The organism is Pseudomonas sp. MM227, assembly GCF_947090715.1.
GTDB lineage: Bacteria > Pseudomonadota > Gammaproteobacteria > Pseudomonadales > Pseudomonadaceae > Aquipseudomonas > Aquipseudomonas baltica.
In genome coordinates this window covers 1,471,220-1,491,467 of the sequence record NZ_OX352319.1, presented here as the reverse complement: position 1 = coordinate 1,491,467, position 20,248 = coordinate 1,471,220, and the positions used below count along the sequence as shown (strand labels likewise).

At 64.1% G+C, this 20,248-nt stretch carries 21 protein-coding genes; 11 read left to right on the top strand and 10 right to left on the bottom strand.

Features of this window, described 5'->3' with window-relative positions; all coding sequences use genetic code 11:
• Positions 1–87: 87 nt before the first annotated feature.
• The 6 genes from ONG87_RS06850 to ONG87_RS06825 are packed head-to-tail and all read left to right on the top strand — an operon-like array spanning position 88 to position 6,929.
• Positions 88–1,047, top strand: a complete 960-nt coding sequence (locus tag ONG87_RS06850; protein WP_122479105.1) for a MoxR family ATPase — start codon at positions 88–90, stop codon at positions 1,045–1,047.
• 4 nt (positions 1,048–1,051) lie between these two features.
• Positions 1,052–1,996, top strand: a complete 945-nt coding sequence (locus tag ONG87_RS06845; RefSeq protein WP_122479107.1) for a DUF58 domain-containing protein — start codon at positions 1,052–1,054, stop codon at positions 1,994–1,996.
• Positions 1,993–2,490 (top strand): DUF4381 domain-containing protein, encoded by a 498-nt coding sequence (locus ONG87_RS06840; RefSeq protein ID WP_122479108.1) that lies wholly within the window; start codon positions 1,993–1,995, stop codon positions 2,488–2,490. The genes ONG87_RS06845 and ONG87_RS06840 overlap by 4 nt, the downstream gene beginning before the upstream one ends.
• Positions 2,483–3,559, top strand: coding sequence for a VWA domain-containing protein (locus tag ONG87_RS06835; RefSeq protein WP_122713125.1), 1,077 nt, complete (start codon positions 2,483–2,485; stop codon positions 3,557–3,559). The genes ONG87_RS06840 and ONG87_RS06835 overlap by 8 nt, the downstream gene beginning before the upstream one ends.
• Positions 3,556–5,298: a VWA domain-containing protein gene (locus tag ONG87_RS06830; protein ID WP_264382493.1), complete on the top strand. Its 1,743-nt coding sequence runs from the start codon at positions 3,556–3,558 to the stop codon at positions 5,296–5,298. The genes ONG87_RS06835 and ONG87_RS06830 overlap by 4 nt, the downstream gene beginning before the upstream one ends.
• On the top strand, positions 5,295–6,929 hold the full coding sequence (locus ONG87_RS06825; RefSeq protein WP_264382492.1) for a BatD family protein: 1,635 nt from the start codon (positions 5,295–5,297) through the stop codon (positions 6,927–6,929). The genes ONG87_RS06830 and ONG87_RS06825 overlap by 4 nt, the downstream gene beginning before the upstream one ends.
• Positions 6,930–6,947: 18 nt before the next feature.
• On the opposite strand, the gene ONG87_RS06820 is transcribed toward ONG87_RS06825, so the two are convergent.
• The 7 genes from ONG87_RS06820 to ONG87_RS06790 all read right to left on the bottom strand — a co-directional run bounded on the left by ONG87_RS06820 (position 6,948) and on the right by ONG87_RS06790 (position 12,090).
• Complete coding sequence (locus ONG87_RS06820) at positions 6,948–7,991, bottom strand: AI-2E family transporter (RefSeq protein ID WP_122479115.1); 1,044 nt, start codon at positions 7,989–7,991, stop codon at positions 6,948–6,950.
• Between the two features lie 24 nt (positions 7,992–8,015).
• Positions 8,016–8,756 (bottom strand): DUF4892 domain-containing protein, encoded by a 741-nt coding sequence (locus ONG87_RS06815; protein WP_244652129.1) that lies wholly within the window; start codon positions 8,754–8,756, stop codon positions 8,016–8,018.
• A gap of 184 nt (positions 8,757–8,940) precedes the next feature.
• Positions 8,941–9,795: an alpha/beta fold hydrolase gene (locus ONG87_RS06810; RefSeq protein ID WP_264382491.1), complete on the bottom strand. Its 855-nt coding sequence runs from the start codon at positions 9,793–9,795 to the stop codon at positions 8,941–8,943.
• A 3-nt stretch (positions 9,796–9,798) separates the two neighbouring features.
• Positions 9,799–10,242 carry a hotdog fold thioesterase gene (locus ONG87_RS06805; RefSeq protein WP_264382490.1) on the bottom strand — a complete coding sequence of 148 codons (444 nt, stop codon included), beginning with the start codon at positions 10,240–10,242 and terminating at the stop codon, positions 9,799–9,801.
• A gap of 18 nt (positions 10,243–10,260) precedes the next feature.
• Complete coding sequence (gene sixA / locus ONG87_RS06800) at positions 10,261–10,716, bottom strand: phosphohistidine phosphatase SixA (RefSeq protein WP_264382489.1); 456 nt, start codon at positions 10,714–10,716, stop codon at positions 10,261–10,263.
• On the bottom strand, positions 10,713–11,054 hold the full coding sequence (locus ONG87_RS06795; protein WP_192103805.1) for a DUF4389 domain-containing protein: 342 nt from the start codon (positions 11,052–11,054) through the stop codon (positions 10,713–10,715). The genes sixA and ONG87_RS06795 overlap by 4 nt, the downstream gene beginning before the upstream one ends.
• Before the next feature lie 10 nt (positions 11,055–11,064).
• Positions 11,065–12,090 carry an NAD(P)H-dependent glycerol-3-phosphate dehydrogenase gene (locus ONG87_RS06790; protein ID WP_122479127.1) on the bottom strand — a complete coding sequence of 342 codons (1,026 nt, stop codon included), beginning with the start codon at positions 12,088–12,090 and terminating at the stop codon, positions 11,065–11,067.
• A gap of 192 nt (positions 12,091–12,282) precedes the next feature.
• Here ONG87_RS06790 and ONG87_RS06785 point away from each other — a divergent pair, with 192 nt between their 5' ends.
• The 4 genes from ONG87_RS06785 (at position 12,283) to ONG87_RS06770 (ending at position 16,753) form a co-directional block, all read left to right on the top strand.
• Positions 12,283–14,187, top strand: a complete 1,905-nt coding sequence (locus tag ONG87_RS06785) for an ATP-binding protein (protein WP_264382488.1) — start codon at positions 12,283–12,285, stop codon at positions 14,185–14,187.
• A 271-nt stretch (positions 14,188–14,458) separates the two neighbouring features.
• On the top strand, positions 14,459–14,974 hold the full coding sequence (gene fabA / locus ONG87_RS06780; RefSeq protein ID WP_122479130.1) for a 3-hydroxyacyl-[acyl-carrier-protein] dehydratase FabA: 516 nt from the start codon (positions 14,459–14,461) through the stop codon (positions 14,972–14,974).
• Positions 14,975–14,985: 11 nt separating this feature from the next.
• The gene (gene fabB / locus ONG87_RS06775) at positions 14,986–16,206 is read left to right on the top strand and encodes a beta-ketoacyl-ACP synthase I (protein WP_122479131.1); all 1,221 of its coding nucleotides are present in this window, start codon (positions 14,986–14,988) and stop codon (positions 16,204–16,206) included.
• Positions 16,207–16,345: 139 nt separating this feature from the next.
• Positions 16,346–16,753, top strand: coding sequence for an OsmC family protein (locus tag ONG87_RS06770; RefSeq protein WP_122479132.1), 408 nt, complete (start codon positions 16,346–16,348; stop codon positions 16,751–16,753).
• A gap of 67 nt (positions 16,754–16,820) precedes the next feature.
• On the opposite strand, the gene ONG87_RS06765 is transcribed toward ONG87_RS06770, so the two are convergent.
• The 3 genes from ONG87_RS06765 to ONG87_RS06755 all read right to left on the bottom strand — a co-directional run bounded on the left by ONG87_RS06765 (position 16,821) and on the right by ONG87_RS06755 (position 19,711).
• Positions 16,821–17,549 (bottom strand): dienelactone hydrolase family protein, encoded by a 729-nt coding sequence (locus tag ONG87_RS06765; RefSeq protein WP_122479133.1) that lies wholly within the window; start codon positions 17,547–17,549, stop codon positions 16,821–16,823.
• Between the two features lie 70 nt (positions 17,550–17,619).
• Positions 17,620–19,524 carry a molecular chaperone HtpG gene (gene htpG, locus ONG87_RS06760; RefSeq protein WP_185793831.1) on the bottom strand — a complete coding sequence of 635 codons (1,905 nt, stop codon included), beginning with the start codon at positions 19,522–19,524 and terminating at the stop codon, positions 17,620–17,622.
• A 16-nt stretch (positions 19,525–19,540) separates the two neighbouring features.
• Entirely contained in the window at positions 19,541–19,711 is a 171-nt protein-coding gene (locus ONG87_RS06755; RefSeq protein WP_163007602.1) for a hypothetical protein, read from the bottom strand.
• Between the two features lie 106 nt (positions 19,712–19,817).
• On the opposite strand from ONG87_RS06755, the gene ONG87_RS06750 reads away from it, so the two are divergent.
• Positions 19,818–20,114 (top strand): hypothetical protein, encoded by a 297-nt coding sequence (locus tag ONG87_RS06750; protein ID WP_122479134.1) that lies wholly within the window; start codon positions 19,818–19,820, stop codon positions 20,112–20,114.
• Positions 20,115–20,248 lie beyond the last annotated feature (134 nt).

Genomic DNA, 20,248 nt, shown 5'->3' with positions numbered 1-20,248 from the left:
TGCCACCCGCCAATGCATTAAAGTAGTGACCCCCGGCCAAGACGCCCTCACCTGCGTACTCGGTCCCTTTTTCAGGAACCGTCGACGATGGAACATCGTGAAGCGCTGATGGCGCTGCGAACCTTTCTTTCAACGCAGATCCTTGGCCAGGAGAAACTGGTCGAGCGTCTGCTGATCGTGCTGCTGGCGGACGGTCACATGCTGGTCGAGGGCGCGCCGGGGCTGGCCAAGACCAAAGCCATCAAGGAACTGGCCGAAGGCGTCGAGGCTCAGTTCCACCGTATCCAGTTCACCCCGGACCTGCTGCCGGCCGACATCACCGGCACCGAGATCTATCGACCCGAGACCGGCAGCTTCGTGTTCCAGCAGGGGCCGATCTTCCACAACCTGGTGCTGGCCGACGAGATCAACCGTGCGCCGGCCAAGGTGCAGTCGGCCCTGCTCGAGGCCATGGCCGAACGTCAGGTCAGTGTCGGTCGCAGTACCTACGACCTGTCGCCGTTGTTTCTGGTGATGGCGACGCAGAACCCGATCGAGCAAGAAGGCACCTACCCGCTGCCCGAGGCACAGCTCGATCGGTTCCTGATGCACGTCAAGATCGGCTTCCCGGATGCAGCCGTGGAACGGCGCATCCTGCAGCAGGCTCGCGGTGAAGCGCTCAATGGCGAAACCAAGCCCGAGCGGCGTGTCAGCCAGCAGGCCATCTTTGCCGCACGCAAGGAAATCCTCGGGCTGTACATGGCCGATGCGGTGGAGGAATACCTGGTGCAGCTGGTCATGGCGACGCGCACCCCGAGCAAGTTCGACGCCGAGCTCGGCGAATGGCTGGCCTATGGCGCCAGCCCGCGGGGCTCCATTTCCCTGGATCGCTGCGCACGCGCCCATGCCTGGCTGGCGGGGCGCGATTTTGTCAGCCCGGAAGACATCCAGGCGGTGCTGTTCGATGTGCTGCGTCATCGCATCATCCTGTCGTTCGAGGCGGAAGCCGCCGGGGTCGATCAGGACCGCGTGATCCAGCGCATCCTCGACGTCGTGGCCGTCGCCTAGCCCCATGACCCAGGAGCCGCGGCCAGAGCCTGGCATTCGCATCAGCCTGGCCGAGCTGATCGAAATGCGCCATCGGGTGCGCGAAGTGCAGCTGTTCTCCACCCCGGCCCAGCGCAGCCCGTTGATCGGCCTGCACCACTCCAAACTGCGCGGCCGCGGCGTGGACTTCGACCAGGTGCGCGTTTATCAGGCAGGTGACGATGTGCGCAGCATCGACTGGCGGGTCACGGCGCGCACCCAGGAGCCGCACACCAAGCTGTTCCACGAAGAGCGCGAGCGCCCCATCTTCATTCTCGTCGAGCAGAGCCGGCGGTTGTTCTTTGGTTCGGGCCAGATGTTCAAGTCGGTGCTCGCCGCGCAGGCCGCGGCGTTGATCGGCTGGGCCGCGCTGGGGCACAACGATCGAGTCGGCGGGCTGGTATTCGGCGACGGCGAGCACTACGAGATCAAGCCCCGGCGCAGCAAGCAGAGCCTGCTGCAGTTGCTCAACCGCCTGGTGCGGGTGAACCAGTCGCTGCACACCGAAGCGCTGCCGGAAAAGGACGCGCTGGGCATGGCCCTGCGTCGGGCGCGCGAAGTGTTGCGCCCCGGCAGCCTGGCCATCGTCATCTGTGATGAGCGCGCGCTGACCGATGGCGCCGAGCAGCAGCTCAGCCTGCTGTCGCGCCACTGCGACCTGCTGTTGCTGCCGGTTTCCGACCCGCTCGATCATGCGCTGCCGGCTGCCGGGCTGTTGCGTTTCGCCCAGCGCGGCAGGCAGATGGAAATCGATACACTGAACCCGGAGATGCGCCTGGCCTACCGCGCGCTGAGCGAGGCGCGCATCGCCCGATGGGAACGTCTGGGGCAAAAACTGCGTGTACTGTTGATGCCCCTGAGCACGCAGAGCGAGATGATCGAGCAGCTGCGCGAGTACCTCAACCCGCAGCGGCCGGGCAAACTCAAATGAGTACCCTTGAGCAGTTGCAGCCATTGATCGCGCCGCCGCCTATCGGCCTGTGGCCACCGGCGCCTGGCTGGTGGCTGCTGGTCGTGCTGCTGCCGACCTTGGGCTGGGCTGCCTGGCACTGGCGGCACCGCTGGCGGCGCAAAGCCGTGATGCCGGCCACCGTCGAGCAACCCCTGGATCCGGTGCGCCAAGGCGCGCTGGAAGAGCTGGCGCGCTTGCCCAGACCCTACGATGGCGCCCCTGCCGGAGCCTGGCTGCAGCAGATCAACGGCCTGCTCAAGCGCCTGTGCCGCAACCACTACCCGAACGCCAACAGCCATGTGCTCAATGGCCGCCAGTGGCTGGCCTTCCTCGACAACCGCTGCCCGGCTGCCGGTCTGACGCGCTGGATGGTACTGGTCGAGGGGGTCTACAAGCCTGAGTGCAAGCTGGACGACAAGGCCATCGCCGGCCTGCAGCAGTCGGTCGAAACCTGGATACGCAAGCATGTTTGAGTTCGCCTGGCTGTGGGTCTTCGCCCTGCTGCCGCTGCCGTGGCTGCTGCGCGTGCTGCTGCCGGCCGCCGACAGCGGCGAGGCGGCGCTCAAGGTCAGCTTCCTCGATGAACTCGAGGGGCTGGCCGGGCGCCGGGCACGCATCAGCCTGCCGACCTGGCAGCAACAGGCGCCGTACGTGCTGCTGTGGCTGCTGCTGCTGATCGCGGCGGCGCGCCCGCAATGGCTGGGCGACCCCCTGCCCATCGCTGCCAGCGGGCGCGACCTGCTGGTGGCCGTGGATGTGTCCGGATCCATGGACTACCCCGACATGCGTTGGCAGAACGAAGACATCAGTCGGCTGGAGCTGGTGCAGCGCCTGCTCGGTGACTTTCTCGAACATCGCCAGGGCGACCGGGTCGGACTGATCCTGTTCGGCAGCAAGGCCTACGTGCAGGCACCGCTGACCTTCGATCGACGCACCGTGCGTACCTGGCTCGACGAAGCACGCATCGGCATTGCCGGGAAGAATACAGCCATCGGCGACGCCATCGGCCTGGCGCTCAAACGTCTGCGCCTGCGCCCGGCGCAAAGCCGGGTGCTCATTCTGGTCACCGATGGCGCCAACAACGGTGGTCAGATCCATCCCATCACTGCCGCGCGCCTGGCGGCCCAGGAGCATGTGCGCATCCATACCATCGGCATCGGTGCCGACCCCAGTGCCGATGGCGCGCTGAGCATGCTCGGCCTCAATCCCAGCCTGGACCTGGACGAGCCCTCGTTGCGCGAGATCGCGCAGATCACCGGCGGCCAGTACTTCCGTGCTCGCGACGGCGACCAGCTGCAAGCCATCGGCGCCAGCCTCGACACCCTCGAACCGGTCGACCAGAAGCCCACCCAGGCGCGACCGGCGCAAGCGCTGTATAGCTGGCCGCTGAGCGCGGCATTGCTGCTCAGTGTGTTGCTGGTCGTGCGCCAGAACTGGCCGAACAACCCCCTGCAGCTGTTCCTGCGCAAGCGTCGCTTTCTGCCGACAGCTCCGCAGTGGCGCGAGCGCCTGCAGCGGCTGCAATTGCGGAGGCGCAAATGATCGATGCATGGCCGCATTGGTTCCGCCCCTGGTGGCTGCTGGCCTGGCCAGCTTTGGTCTGGCTGCTGTGGCAATTGTGGCACCGGCAGAAACGCGCGGGTCGCTGGCAATTGCTGCTGCCCCGCCACTTTCACGGAGTCCTGCTGGACGGGGGCAGCGGTCGGCAGAGCAAGGCGCCCTGGATAGTACTGGGCCTGGCCTGGCTGTTGACCGCGGTGGCCCTGCTCGGACCCAGCTGGCAGCGTATCGAACAGCCGGGCAGGACCGTCGTCGACCCGTTGGTGGTGGTGCTCGCCCTGAGCCCGGAGATGCTGGCCACCGATGTCGCACCCAATCGCCTGGAGCAGGCGCGGCGCAAGCTGCTGGACCTGCTCGACGCACGCCGCGATGCGCAGACGGCCATTATCGTCTACGCCGGCAGCGCGCACGTGCTGGTGCCGCTGTCCGACGACCTGGGAACCAGTCGCAACCTGCTGGAGGCGATCAAGCCCTCGATCATGCCAGTCGAAGGCCAGCGCGCCGACCTCGGCGTGCAGCGCGCACTGGAACTGCTCGACCAGGCCGAACAGGGTCAGGGCCGCATCCTGCTGCTGGCATCGCAGCTGTCCGAAGCGGAACGTCGCGGGATTTCCCAGCGGCTGGACAATCACTCGCCACAGTTGTTGATCCTGGGTATCGGCACCCGTGACGGGGCGCCAGTGAAGCAGGAAGACGGTGAGTTTCTCAAGGACGAGCAAGGCGCGATTCGCTTGCCGCGCCTGGACAGTGTCGGCCTGCGCAGCTTCGCTGCCGATGTCGGCGGCCTGTACCGACAAGCGCGTCTGGATGATCTGGACCTGCGCAACCTCGGCTTGCTCGATCGCCCCACGCTGTTGCGCGGCAACGGCACGACGCAGCAGTTGGACAGCTGGGCCGATCAAGGTCATTGGCTGTTGCTGCCTCTGCTGTTGCTGGCGGCGCTGGCTGGCCGCCGCGGCTGGCTGTTCTGTTTGCCGTTATGCCTGCTGATCGTGCCGCAGCCAGGTTATGCCTTCGATGTTCAGGACCTTTGGCTGCGCCGCGATCAGCAAGGCCAGGCCCTGCTCGAACAGCAGCGTCCGGCCCAGGCCGCGCGGCGCTTCGCCGATGCGCAGTGGCAAGGCATGGCGCTGTACGAAGCGGGCGACTACGAAGCGGCCGCCGAGCGGTTCGCCCAGGGCGACAGCGCCCGCGACCACTACAACCGCGGGAACGCCCTGGCGCGCAGCGGCGAACTGGAAGCTGCCCTCGACGCCTATGAGCAGGCGCTGGAGCGCCAGCCGGACCTGCAGCCGGCGCTGGACAACCGCACGCTGGTGGAACAGCTTCTGCGCCAGACCCCGGCCGAGCCTCCCGCCGCTTCCGCAGAACAGGCCGCCCAGCCCCGCGCACCAGGCGCCACGGCGCCGGACGCCGAGGATCCGAACGCGTCCACGGCCGCCGACGCTTCCCCAGGCAACAACGACGCGCAGAGCAGCCGGGAAAACCCCTCGGGTCAGGCGGGGGGAGAACAGAATCAGGCACAATCCCCGGCACCGGCGCAGCCACCGAGCGACGAATCCACGACCCGGCCACCGTCACGACCAACCCAGGCCACCCTGGATGCCGAACAGCGTCAGGCCCTGGAGCAGTGGCTGCGACAGATCCCGGACGACCCGGCCGAGCTGTTGCGGCGCAAATTCTGGTATGAACAGCAACAACATCAGGACAAGATTCGATGAGTCGCTTCAGCGCCCTCTGCATCAGTGCAACCCTGGCCGTGCTTGGCCAATGCGCGCATGCCGCCACGTTGGTGGCCAGCGTCGATCGCTCGCGTCTCAACTCGGGGGAAACGGTCGAGCTGACCCTGGAAACCACCGACGTCACGCAATTCGGCAAGCCCGACCTGACGCCACTCGAAGGCTCGTTCGATGTGCGCGACACGCGCCAGGTCAATCGCCTGACCAGCCTGGACGGCGACCGCCAGGCCACCACCCGCTGGATTATCACCCTGCTCCCGCGACAGACCGGCAGCGTTACCATCGCTGCGCTGCAACTGGGCGAACTGCGCAGCCAGCCGATCGTCCTGCAGGTGCTGCACAGCGACCCGCCGTTGCGCGCGAACATGGCCCCGGTGTTCATCGACGCCAGCCTGGATGAAGACAGTGTCTATGTGCAGGCCCAGGCAGTATTGACCTTGCGCATCTATCACTCGGTGCCCCTGTACGACGACAGCAGCCTCACACCTCTGCAACTGGCCGAGGCGCGCATCGAGCCGCTGGGCGGATCACGCACCTTCGAGAAGATCATCGACGGCGTCCGCCACGGGGTCATCGAGATGCGTTATGCAATCTATCCGCAACGCAGTGGCGAATTGATTATTCCCGCCCTGGCATTCACCGCCACCACCGTCGAGCCACCCGCAGCTGGCGACAGCGCCAACAGCACGCCGCGGCCCGGCAAGCTGATGAAGGTGACGTCCGCGCAGATGTCCCTGACGGTCAAGGGCGTGCCAGCGGCCTACCCCGCCGACACGCCGTGGTTGCCGGCACGCAGCCTGAGCCTGAGTGAAAGTTGGAACCCCGACCCGCCGAGCAGCCAGGTTGGTGATTCTCTGACTCGCACACTGGAGGTAAAGGCCGAGGGGCTGTCCAGTGCGCAACTGCCGGCGTTGCCCGGTACCGAAGTGGAAGGCTTGCGACGCTACCCGGATCAGCCCCAGTTGAACAACCAGATCGGTGAACGAGGTTTGATCGGCAGCCGCCAGGAACGCGAGGCGCTGGTGCCGGCGCGCAGTGGCACCCTGCAGTTGCCGAGCGTCGAGATGGTCTGGTGGAACACCCATGAGGACCATCTGGAGCGTACCGGTCTGCCGGCGCGCAGTCTGGAGGTTGCCGGCAACGCCGGGCTGATGGTCGATGCGCCGGTCGGTAACCGTGATGCCGAGCCGGACGTGGCCTGGCCGTGGAAGCTGGTCAGCGTCATGCTGGCGTTCACCACGATGATCGGCTTCGCCCTGTGGTGGCGTGCCCGTGGGCAGCCGGCGGTCCTGCGCGCGGCACAAAGCGGACCAAGCCCGCGCACTTTGCTCGATGACCTCAAGCGCGCCTGCCAGGCCAACGACCCCCAGGCCACCCGCCAGGCTCTGGATGCCTGGGCCCGGCAGCAGCCGGAGACGCTGGCCGACATGACGGCGCGCTTCGTGCCTTTGTCCGACGCTCTGGATGGGCTCAATGGCGCGCTCTACAGCGAAAGCGGCCAATACTGGCAGGGCGAAGAGCTGTGGCGGGCGATCGGCAGCCTCCTGCGCACCGACCCGCCCCTGGAGCCCTCCGCGGAAAACGCCGGGTTGCCGCCGCTGTACCCAAAATGATCCCCACAGGGTGGGTATCTAGAGTGGCTTGTGTTCGGTATGGGTCCAGTCGTGCAGCAGGCTGTAGGCCACTGCCAGCAGGGTCGGACCTATGAACAGGCCGATGAAGCCGAAAGCCAGCAGCCCGCCGAACACCCCCAGCAGCACGATCACCAACGGCAAGTTGCCGCCGCGGCTGATCAGGTAGGGCTTGAGCACGTTGTCCACGCCACTGATGACGAAGGTGCCCCAGATACCGAGGAATATCGCGTAGCCATAGTCGCCCTGCCACACCAGCCAGGCGGTGGCCGGAATCCACGCCAGCGGCGGCCCCATGGGAATCAGGCTGAGCAGGAAGGTGACGATGCCGAGGACCAATGCCCCAGGCACGCCGGCGATCAGGAAGCCGATCAAGGCCAGGATCGCCTGGGCGGCGGCGGTACCGATCACCCCGTTGACCACCCGCTGCACCGTACCCGCCACCAGATCGATGTAGTACCCGGCACGCTCTCCGATCAGACGTTCCAGCAGCCGGAGCACGAAGGCTGCCATGCGCGGCCCGTCGCGATAGAAGAAGAACACGAAGACCAGGCTCAGCGTGAGTTCGAGGATCCCGCCGCCGATCTGCGCGCTGCGCGCCAGCAGGAAATTGCCGACTTGCCCCAGGTACGGCCTTACGCTGGCCAGGAACGCCGCGCCCTGCTCGTCGAGGGTGTCCCAGATACCGACCAGGCTCGCACCGACCAGAGGAATGCCGGCCAGCCAGCCAGGCGCATCGGGCAGCCCGTCGACCTGCACGTCGCGAATGAACGCCGTCGCATCGCGCACGTGATCGGCCAGGTTGAAGCCCAACCAGACCAGCGGCAAGACCACCAGCAGCATCCAGCAGCCGGTGAGAATACCGGCTGCCAGCGACTCGCGGCCATTGAGCCAGCGGGTCAGCAGCCGCATCAGCGGCCAACTGGCGTAGGCCAGGATCGCACCCCACAGCAGGGCTGAACAAAACGGCGCCAGTACCCATAGGCAGGCGCCAAGCAGTGCCAGCAAGACAATCTGTACCAGCAGGCGATCGTTACTCGGCATCAATGCTCCAAAGGCGACGCAGGCTCAACGAATGATTTCCAGATGCAGCCCCTTGACGCTTTCGGTACCGGTTTCCAAGCGAGCCGCGCGCACACCCTTGGCGACCAGCGCATCGCGCCATGCAGCGGCCGCAGCGTTCGATACACCGGATACGCTCACCCGAATCGAGCTGTCGAGTTGCAGGCTGCGGGCCAGCAAGGCCACCCAGGTGTCATCGGGCGTTTCGCCCATGGCTGGGTAATCGAGATCGCCGGTGCTGCGCAATTCGTGCAGCACCGTGGCCGGGGTGGGCAACAACTCGCCCAGTGGCGCATCGGCAACGAAGTTTTCGACGTGCAGATAGGCGCGACGGTTGCCACGGGTAATGGCATAGATGGCTGTGAGGGTGTTGTCGTCTGGAGCGGCCTGGCGCAGCAGCACGAACGCCTGCTGATCGTCGGCCCCCGACAGCCGCGCGCCGTCGAAGACATCGTTGACCCACAGGCTGCTTTCACCGCAGTCGCGCGCCTGACACCAGTACAGCGTGTGCGCGCCCCCCTGCTGCAGCGCCTCGCGGGCATCGTTGAAGGCTTGTCGCGCGGTCTGGGTTTCGGGAAGTTCATACGTGGTGGCGCTGACCTGGCCTCTGGCGTTGACCTGGCCGTCCATGCGCAGCTTGCCGCTGATCTTGCGCAGCGACCCCAGCGGATAGATGCGCTCCTTGTCGACCGCAGGACGTTGGTCGACGACCTTGGCGTCCGGCGGCGCGGGCAGCTCGGCGGCCATGGCTGAGGTGCTCAGGGCGGCGCTGCCCAGCAGAGCGGCGAGTACCGGTAGCAGCCGCTTCGAGGCATTCATGAGGGCAGCAAGGCGTGGTGGCCCGGAGGGCTGTAAACGAGCGTAGCAGCGAGTTCCATCAAGGTCTTCTCCTGTTTCAACCTGACAAGCCTCGGCAGTTGCCTGCTGCAAGTCAAGGTATCGCAAAAAAGCGATTGAAACAGTCTGCGACAAGCCTGGCCCCGGTGTCGTCATTCAGGTGCAGGTGATGGCCTCCGGGGAGCGCCTGCAGGGGGAGCCCCAACCGGGCCAGCAGCGCAGTATTTTTCACCAGCAGGCCCTGCTCGGCGAGGATCAACAGGCTCGGGCAGCGAATCGCCTGCACGTACGCCAGTGCCTGATCTTCGCTCAAGCGCACCGGCGATGGCAGCGTCAGACGGCTGTCGCTACGCCAGCTGAATCCACCTGCCACCCTTTCAAGCCCTCGCGCCGCCAATAATTCGGCCGCCTCGTGGCTGACGGCGATACGACCCTGCATGCGCGCAAGCACGGCCCGATCGATGTCGGCATACACTGATTTGCGCTTATGACCCAACGCCTGCTGCGCATGCAGGGCTTCGCCCAGGCGCTGTGGCCCCTCCTCGGCAGCGCCCAGCGGCGGTATCACGCCGTCGATCAGCGCCAGGCGCTCTATTCGCTCGGGCAAGGCACTCGCCAGCAAGGTGGCGACGATCCCGCCCAGCGAGTGCCCCAGCAGGGAAAAGCGCTGCCATCCCAGCTGGTCGGCCGCCTGCAGCACATCGTGGGCGTAATCCCACAGGGCATAACCGGCGCCAACCGGACGATGCCCGGAGTGTCCATGCCCGGCCAGGTCGAGGGCGACGATGCGCAGCCCGGCCAGCTTCGGCGCCAGACGGGCAAAGCTGTTGGCGTTGTCCAGCCAGCCGTGCAGCGCCAGCACCGGCCTGCCGTCTTCGGGTCCGTAGACCTGGGCGGCCAGCTCGATATGAGGCAGCGACAGGCGGATTTCGCGGACCGGCGCAGTCATGACTCAGCGGGCCGGCGGGTTCTGCCCCAGCGGCACCACGGCCACTGTCAGGCGCGAAATGCAGCTGGCTTTGCCGTCGTCGCCCTGCAGGCGAATGTCCCAGACGTGAGTGCTGCGGCCAATGTGCACCGCACGGGCCACGCCCGTCACCCGGCCGCTGCGCAACCCGCGCAGATGGTTGGCGTTCACCTCAAGGCCTACACAGTAGAAACCCTCGGTGTCGATGCACAGAAAACTGGCCATGGAGCCCAGGCTTTCTGCCAGCACCACCGAGGCGCCACCGTGCAGCAGACCGAACGGCTGGTGGGTCCGGGCATCAACGGCCATGCTGGCAGTCAGGGAGTGCGCATCGAAGCTTTCGAAGCGGATATCCAGCAACTCGCCGATGGTATTTTTCTGCGCCGCATTCAAGCGTTCGAGATCCGGTTCGGTGCGCCACAAACTCATGGGAGGATTCCTGACAGGTTAGGGATGGTGAACGGCGTACAGGGACATCAGCCCGGCCAGGGGCCAGTCGCCGTGCAGCTCGGCCAGGCTGGCGGTCTGCATGGGTTCCGGCTCGCGCAAGTTGCCGTGGACGAGCAGGCTCAGCAGATTGCCCACCAGCGGCTGGTGGCTGACCAGCAGCACGTTCTCCAGACCCAGCGCCTGCAAGTGCCCGGCCACCTCCAGCGGATCGCTTTCAGGCGTCAGCCACGGCACGGTCTGCACCGCCGGGGCGCCGTGCAGCACGCCATGGACCAGAGCGGCGGTCTGCTGCGCGCGTAAATACGGGCTGGCAAGAATGGCATCCAGAGGTTGATCGTGCAGGCGCGCCGCGCTGGCCAGCGCCTGTCGTTCGCCCACCGAGGTCAAGGCCCGCTCGGCATCGCTGCGGGCATGGCTGACGGCTTCGCCGTGGCGCAGTACCCAGAGCTTCATGGCTTGGGCTCGTCGGCCACGGGACGAGCCGCGCCTGCGTCATAGGCTGCTTCGCCGTCGGCGGGACGCGCCTGTGGCCAATCGGAAAACGGCCAGGGTTTCTGCTCGGTGTGAAAGCTGCCGAAGCGACCGATCTGGGCCAGGTAGCGGCTCAGGCTGTCGCCGAAAGTCATCATGGCAGCGTTCGGCGCGCCCTGGACCAGGCGATGGATGAGTTGCACCAGCACCAGCGCGCCGAGCAGGAACTGGGCAACCTGCCAGACCAGCACGAACACCAGCATCCAGAGCACGCGCAAAAGGATAGCCTCGCGGCCCGGGTCGTTGAAAGGACGGTTCATGACGTGTTCCTCAGTTGAAGCCACTGGTGGAAATGAAATCGACATCGGTCTTGGGTTCGGCCCGCATCAGCAGCTCGATCACCTGGTTCAGCGTACGCCCTTCGAACAGGATTGCGTGCAAGCCCGCCACCAGCGGCATGTACACCTGAAGCTCCTGAGCCTTGGCCTTGAGCACCTTGAGCGTGTTGACCCCTTCGGCCACCTCGCCCAGGCGCGACACGGCGTCCTCCAGGCTCAGGCCTTCGCCCAGGGCAAACCCTACCTGATAGTTGCGGCTCTTGGGCGACGAGCAGGTCACGATCAGGTCGCCCACACCGGCCAGACCGAGAAAGGTCATGGGGTTGGCGCCCTGGCTGACGGCAAAACGCGTCATCTCGGCCAGGGCACGGGTAATCAGCATGCTTTTGGTGTTCTCGCCCATGCCCAATGCCACAGCCATGCCGGCGATGATCGCATAGACGTTCTTCAGCGCGCCGCCCAACTCGACGCCGAAGCGGTCGCTGCTGGCATAGACGCGGAACGTACGCCCATGCAGCACGGCCTGAACGCGCTCGCAGAGGGCTTCGTCGGCGCTCGCCACCACCGTGGCGGTCAGGGCATGTTCGGCGATCTCGCGAGCCAGGTTGGGGCCGGACAACACGCCGATACGCGCGTCTGGCGCAACCTCTTCGAGAATCTCGCTCATCAGCTTGAAGGTCTGCGCCTCGATGCCCTTGGTCAGGCTGACCAGCATCTTGCCGCTCAGCTGATCGGCATGCTGGGCCAGCACGCTGCGCAAGGCGCTCGAGGGCAGCGCGACGAAGATCAGCGCACTGCCGGCGATGGTCGCGGGCAGGTCGGTGACCGGGATCACCCCCGGCAGGATCTTGATGCCTTTGAGGTAGCGCGGATTTTCCCGGTTCAGGCGAATCGACTCGGCCTGCTCCGGGTCGCGCATCCACTGACGGACCGAATGGCCGTTCTCGGCCAGCAGGTTGGCCACGGCGGTGCCGAAACTACCTCCTCCCAGCACGGCTATCGGCTGCTCTTGAGTCATATCCCATCCATTTGGTCGAGTTGAGGGCGATGAGGGGCATTATACGGAGCCACCTCGACACGACCAGTCCCGGCCTGCGCCCCGGTAACAATACGACTGGAATTGTCGCTCTGACCGGTTAACATGCCTGACTGTTCAACTCGATTCAGGCCCTGTCGTGTCCGCCACTTTCCCATTGCCCTGCGCCCCGACATGAAGTTGCGCCTGAACCGCGACATTCATACACGCACCCAGATCATCAGCGTCGGGCCGGCCCTGCTGTTGACCCTGCTACTGATCGGTTTCTTCACCTTCGTGCGTTTGCAGGACTTGCGCCAGGAACTCAATCACACCGGCCAGTTGATCGCCAACCAGCTCGCCCCCGCCGCGGAATACGGCGTGGTCACCGACAATGCCGCGGTACTCGAAGGGCTGCTCGGCGCAACCCTGGCCACCCCTCACGTACGTTTCCTGGAGATTCAGGACCAGACCGACCGGCGCCTGGCCTATGTCGAACAGCGAGTCAGAAACGAGCACCGGTCGGCCCATGTCGAAGTGTTCCAGGCACCGATCCAGATCCGTGGGGCCTTCCTGGAAGACCATCAGGCTCAGGTGCAGCAGCACATGGGCAGTGCCAGCAGCGGCGATTACCTGGGCCGGGTGATCGTCGGCATGTCCGACGACGCCTTCAGCGAGCGCCAGCAGGAAATTGTCCTCAAGGCCGCCGTGCTGGCACTGTTCGCACTGTTGTTCACCTATCTGCTGGCCCGGCGGCTGGCGCGCAGCCTGGCCCAGCCCATCAGTGAAATGAGCCGCGTGGTCAAGGCCATAGGCCAGGGCGAGTTCGACCGGCCGCTGCCCATCATCGACGACAGCGAGCTGGGGCATCTGGCCGGGCATATCAACAACCTTGCCAGCGCCCTGGCCAAGGCCAGCCACGAACAGCATCAGGCCATGCAGCAACTGATCCAGACCCGCGAGGAGGCCGAGCGCGCCAACAGCGCCAAGTCGGATTTCCTGGCGATGATGAGCCACGAGCTGCGCACCCCCATGAATGGCGTGCTGGGCATGCTGCAGCTGCTCGAAACCACCGTACTGAGCCATGAACAGCGCGATTACGCTCAGGTGGCCACCGAGTCCACCGAACACCTGCTCAAGGTCATCAACGACATTCTGGATTTTTCCCGCATCGAGCGGGCGGCGATGGAGCTGGAGCACATCGGTTTCGGCCTGCACGAGCTGATCACCAGTTGCGTGCAGGCCTTCCAGCACACCGCCAGGCAACGCAAGCTGGCGCTGGAATTGACGCTGGCCGAGGGCATCGAGGGGTTGCAGGTCGAGGGCGATCCGACGCGCATCCGGCAGATCCTGGTCAATCTGATCGGCAATGCGCTGAAATTCACCGATGAAGGCGGTGTGGACATCGGTGTGCGCTGGCAGGTGCTGGATCATCAATTGATATGGCTGACCTGCACCGTGCGCGATACTGGCATCGGCATCGGCGAAGATCGACTGGAAAGCATGTTCGACGCGTTCGCCCAGGCCGACAGTTCGATTTCGCGCCGTTACGGCGGCACCGGCCTGGGGCTGCCGATCGCGCGTACGCTGGCCGAACGCATGGGGGGCACGCTGCGTGCGCAAAGCAAGGAAAGGCAAGGCTCGCTGTTCACCCTGGAAATGCCGCTGGCGCTGAGCCAGCAGAGCCTGGCCCGCCCCGCAGCGGTGCCCAACCTGTCCGGCAACGACGACGGCGTCGGCCACAGTGTCTTGCTGGTGGAAGACAACGCGGTCAACCAGACCGTGATCGAAGCCATGCTGCGCAGCCTGGGCTACGCCGTCGATGTCGTCAGCGACGGAGCAGCAGCGGTCAGCCAGGTGCGTGCGCACCTCTATTCGGCGGTGCTGATGGACTGTCGCCTGCCGGTCCTCGACGGCTACGAGGCGTCGCGGCAGATTCGCCAGATTGCTGGCCGCGCAGAGCTGCCGATCATCGCCCTGACCGCCAACGCGCTGCTGGGCGACCGCGCCACCTGCCTGGATGCCGGAATGAACGATTACCTGGCGAAACCGTTCAAACGGGCAGATCTGCAACAGGTTCTGCTGCGCTGGACGAGCTGAACCAGCGCCGTGGAAGGGATGCCGGATGTCCTCGTGACAGCGCCAGTTGCTGGCAAGAAATGCTAAAGTGCGGCAGTCTTGTACATCCATTCGGACAAAGCCTGCTGTCTGGCATTATAATTTCAGTGAACAAGTGTACTTCCGTATCGCTTGCGCTGTGACTTTCACTACAACGCAATAGTCTATGTGTAGGCTGCCGACCCAGGCGTTGATTCTTCTGGTCGGTCGGGAAGATCTGCCCCCTGCCACCAGGGACTATTGAGGAGCTCGCATGACCAAACAAAACGCCTTTACTCGGGAAGATCTGCTGCGCTGCAGTCGTGGCGAGCTGTTCGGCCCAGGTAACGCGCAACTGCCCGCCCCGAATATGCTGATGGTGGACCGCATCACCCATATCAGCGCCGAAGGTGGCAAGTACGGCAAGGGTGAATTGGTCGCCGAGCTGGATATCAATCCGGACCTGTGGTTCTTCGCTTGCCACTTCGAGGGCGATCCGGTGATGCCGGGCTGCCTCGGCCTGGATGCCATGTGGCAGCTGGTGGGTTTCTTCCTCGGCTGGCAGGATCTGCCGGGCCGTGGCCGTGCGCTGGGTTCGGGTGAAGTGAAGTTCTTCGGCCAGGTGCTGCCGACGGCCAAGAAGGTCACGTACAACATTCATATCAAGCGCGTGCTCAAGGGCAAGCTGAACATGGCCATCGCCGATGGCTCGGTCAGCGTCGACGGCCGCGAGATCTACACCGCCGACGGCCTTCGGGTCGGCGTCTTTACATCCACCGAAAATTTCTAAGGGTTATCCGCATGCGCCGCGTTGTTATCACTGGTCTGGGCATCGTTTCGTGCCTGGGCAATGACAAAGACACCGTCTCCGCAAACCTGCGTGCAAGCCGCCCTGGCATCCGCTTCAACCCGGAATATGCCGAAATGGGTCTGCGTAGCCAGGTTTCCGGTTCCATCGACCTCAACCTGGAAGAGCTGATCGACCGCAAGGTGTACCGCTTCGTCGGCCATGCCGCCGCCTACGCGTACCTTGCAATGCAGGATGCCATCAAGGATTCCGGCCTCACCGACGAGCAGGTTTCCAACCCGCGTACCGGCCTGATCGCCGGTTCGGGCGGCGCCTCTACCTTGAACCAGATGGAAGCGCTGGACATCCTGCGCGAGAAAGGCGTCAAGCGCGTCGGTCCGTACCGGGTCACCCGCACCATGAGCAGCACCGTCTCGGCCTGCCTGGCCACCCCTTTCAAGATCAAGGGCCTGAACTACTCCATCGCCTCGGCGTGTGCCACCAGCGCGCACTGCATCGGTACGGCCATGGAGCAGATCCAGATGGGCAAGCAGGACGTGGTGTTCGCCGGCGGCGGCGAAGAGGAACACTGGAGCCAGTCGTTCCTGTTCGACGCCATGGGTGCCCTTTCCAGCAAGCGCAACGACACGCCTGAAAAAGCGTCGCGTGCCTACGACAGCGACCGCGATGGCTTCGTCATCGCCGGCGGCGGCGGCATGGTAGTGGTCGAGGAGCTGGAACACGCTCTGGCCCGCGGTGCCCACATCTATGCCGAGATCGTTGGCTACGGTGCCACCTCGGATGGCTACGACATGGTCGCGCCGAGCGGCGAAGGCGCCATCCGCTGCATGCAGCAGGCGCTGTCCACCGTCGATACCCCGATCGACTACCTGAACACTCACGGCACCTCCACACCGGTGGGCGACGTGGCCGAGATGAAGGGTGTGCGGGAAGTCTTCGCCGGCAAGTATCCGGCCATCAGCTCGACCAAGAGCCTGTCCGGGCACTCGCTGGGCGCCGCTGGCGTGCACGAAGCCATCTACTGCATGCTGATGATGGAAGGCAACTTCATTGCCGGGTCAGCCAACATCGACGAACTGGACCCTGCCGTGGCCGATCTGCCAGTGCAGACCGTCACCCAGGAAAACGTCGAAATCAATACGGTGATGAGCAACAGCTTCGGCTTCGGCGGTACCAATGCCACGCTGGTACTCAAGCGTTGGCAGGGTCAGTAAGGCTCGCAGCCCTACTGAAGGACGGCGCCTGCGGGCGCCGTTTTTTTGCCTGAAATCGGTCGATTGACTGCGGTTGAACCCCCCGGATGGCGCAACCCTCTATACAGTGTGACTCGAGCACACCAACGAAGGGATTTCCATGGCTATCACCGTGACTACCGAACCTGGCGACGGATTTCGCCACAGCATCGACATCGATGGCCGCCACTCTTTTCACACCGACTTGCCGGAAGCCCTGGGTGGGGCAGGTTCGGCGCCCTCTCCCCATGACTATTTCGACGCCGCACTGGGTGCCTGCAAGGCCCTGACCCTGAAGCTCTATGCCCAGCGCAAGAACATCCCGCTCACGGGTGTGAATGTGGAGGTCAAACGCGATGCGAGCGAGGAGCCCACTGGCAAATACCGCCTGCAGGTCAAGCTCACCTTGCTCGGCAACCTGACGGAAGCGCAGCGTCATGACCTGGACCGAGTGGCCGACCACTGCCCGGTGCACAAGCTGATGACCAGTGCAGTGATCGATATCGAGACGTACCTGGCCGAGGCTTAGCAGCCAGGCACATGGGTGGCGGTTCGCCCCTCTTCGCGGCCACGTACCGCCCCCATGGGCCTGCGAATCAGGCCTGAAACACTTCCTCGAGCAGGTTGTGCATGGCCTGAAAGGCGCGAGCCGAGACTTTCGCATCGTACATCTGCACACCCGGGTTGTTGGCCTCGGTGTCGGTGAACGAATGGTAGGCTCCGCCGTAGCTGGTCAACTGCCAATCCACACCCGCCGAGTTCATCTCGGAACGGAAGGCCGGCAGCTGTTCGGCAGGCACCAGGGGATCGGCGTCACCGTGCAGCACCAGGACCGAACCCTTGATGTCATGGGCATCGGCCGGGTTGGGCGTGTCGAGTGTGCCATGGAACGAGACGGTTGCCTTGAGCGCCGCGCCGGTACGTGCCAGCTCCAGCGCACAGCACCCGCCAAAGCAGAAACCGAAGGCCGCCGATTGCGCCGGATCGACAGCGGCATGCGTCTGCTCGTGCAGTTGCTGCAGCGCAACCTGCATGCGCTTGCGCAGCAAGGCACGGTCGTTCTTCAGCGGCATCATGGCAGCCGCTGCTTCATCGTTGTTGCCCGGGTGCACGCCCTGGCCATACAAGTCGACCAGCAACACCACATAGCCCTTGGCAGCCACCGACTGGGCAATGCGTTCGGCACCTTCGCTGACGCCCATCCAGTTCGGCGCCATCACCAGGCCCGGACGTGGCGACACGATATCAGTGTCGTAGACCAGGCGGCTTTCGTACGCCTGCCCGTCGATTTGGTAGACAACGGATTGAACGGTCAATGTGCTCACGCTTGCATCTCCAAAAGGTCATGACTGAAAACGAAAAAGCCCGCCGAAGCGGGCTTTTTACCTGGACTGTTTAAACGGACAACTCGACCAGCAGCTTGTTCAGGCGTCGAACGTAACCGGCAGGATCTTTGAGGCTGTCACCGGCCGCCAGGGCCGCCTGATCGAACAGGATATGGGAGAAGTCGGCGAAACGATCTTCGCTCTGCTCCACATCCAACTTGGCGATCAGCGGGTGGTTGGGGTTGAATTCGAAGATCGGCTTGGAGTCCGGCACCTTCTGCCCACTGGCTTCGAGGATCTGGCGCATCTGCATGCCCAGGTCCTGCTCGCCGATGGCCAGGATCGCCGGCGAATCGGTGAGGCGATGGGAAACCCGCACTTCACTGACCGAATCGCCCAGCGCCGCTTTCAGGCGCTCGACCAGGCCTTCCTTGTCCTTGGCGATTTCTTCCTGGGCTTTCTTGTCTTCCTCGGAATCCAGCTTGCCCAGGTCGAGGTCGCCACGGGCAACGTCGACGAAGCCCTTGCCGTCGAATTCGGTCAGGTAGCTCATCAGCCACTCGTCGATACGATCGGTCAACAGCAGCACCTCGATGCCTTTCTTGCGGAAGACTTCCAGGTGCGGGCTGTTCTTGACTTGTGCGTAGGACTCGCCGGACAGGTAGTAGACCTTGTCCTGACCTTCCTTGACCCGGGCCAGGTAGTCAGCTAGGCCAACGCTCTGCTCGCCGCTGTCGTCGCTGGTGGAAGCGAAGCGCAGCAGGCCGGCGATCTTTTCCTTGTTGGCGAAATCTTCCGCAGGACCTTCCTTGAGGACCTGACCGAAGTTCTTCCAGAAGCCCTTGTACTGCTCGGGTTCGTTCTTGGCCAACTTCTCGAGCATGTCGAGCACACGCTTGGTCAGCGCCGTCTTCATCGAGTCGATGATCGGATCTTTCTGCAGGATCTCGCGCGAAACGTTCAGGGACAGGTCGTTGGAGTCGACCACACCCTTGATGAAGCGCAGGTACAGCGGCAGGAAGGATTCGGCCTGGTCCATGACGAACACGCGCTGCACGTACAGCTTGAGGCCACGCGGTGCTTCGCGCTGGTACAGATCGAACGGCGCGCGCGCAGGTACGTACAGCAGCGAGGTGTATTCCAGCTTGCCTTCGACCTTGTTGTGGCTCCAGCTCAGCGGGTTCTCGTAGTCGTGACCGACGTGCTTGTAGAACTCCTGGTATTCCTCGTCCTTGATGTCGGTACGCGGACGGGTCCACAGGGCGCTGGCGCGGTTGACGGTTTCCCACTCCTGCGCCGGTGCCTCGTCGCCTTCGACGGGCGAGCTTTCCTGGGGCAGCTCGATCGGCAGGGCGATGTGGTCGGAGTACTTCTTGATGATGTTGCGCAGACGGTAACCGTCGGCAAATTCGTCTTCGGCGCTTTTCAGGTGCAGAACGATGCGCGTGCCGCGTTCGGCCTTCTCGACGTTGGCGACCTCGAAGTCGCCCTCGCCCTTGGAGGACCAATGCACGCCTTCGCTGGCAGGGCTGCCGGCGCGGCGGCTGTACACGTCCACCTGGTCGGCGACGATGAAGGCCGAATAGAAGCCCACGCCGAACTGACCGATCAGGTGCGAGTCCTTCTTCTGGTCGCCGGTGAGGTTCTTCATGAAGTCGGCAGTGCCGGACTTGGCGATGGTGCCCAGGTGGGTCACTACATCGTCACGGTTCATGCCGATACCGTTGTCTTCCAGGGTGACGGTCTTGGCGTCCTTGTCGAAGCTGATGCGAATTTTCAGCTCGCCGCCACCTTCGAGCAGCTCAGGCTTGGCCAGCGCTTCGAAACGCAGCTTGTCGACAGCGTCGGAGGCGTTCGAGATCAATTCGCGAAGGAAGATTTCCTTGTTGGAATACAGCGAATGGATCATGAGGTGCAGCAGTTGCTTCACCTCGGTCTGGAAGCCCAGGGTTTCCTTTTGAGTTTCCACACTCATGGTCATCAAACTCCAATCAGATGGCAGGTGCCGCCGATGAGCGGCGGGATGACAAGGAGATGGGGCCGCCGATCGGGATTTCAAGGGTGGCTTCGACAGGCGAGCCAGCCAGGGCTCGTGCATCGACCTTTTCACCCAAGACCGCCGTGAAAACCGGGTGGATGCTTGAACGGTACAGCAAGGTCATGGAAAAACCTCATTGCGATCCGATACTTATATATAACCGCAGTGACGGAACTTATATCCGGCGCACACCCTCTTAGCCTCGTAGATACCCAATAAGGAGAAACATCATGCGCAAGACACTCGCTTACTCCCTGATGCTGGCTGCCACCCTTGGTTTGGCCGCATGCGACAAGAAATCCGAAGACAAGGCCCAGGACGCTGCCGAGCACCGTCAGGAAGCGCAAGAGAAAATGGATTCGGCTCAAGACAAGATGAATGACGCCGCCAAGGAAAACGCCAAGGCCAACGAAGCGGCCATGGAATCGAACAAGGCTGCAGCTCAGGAAGCTACCAAGTCCGATTCGAGCATGCCGGTCGCACCAGGTACTACTCCGGCTACCCAAGTGCCGCCAGCCAAGAACTGATTGATCGGCGCTGTCCGCTTCGCGGGCAGGGCCCGCTCCCACAGGAGCGAGCTCGAGCTGGCGATGAACGAGCCGCGATCAAGACAAAAAAAATCCCCGAACCAGTCGGGGATTTTTTATGCCTGAAGACTATG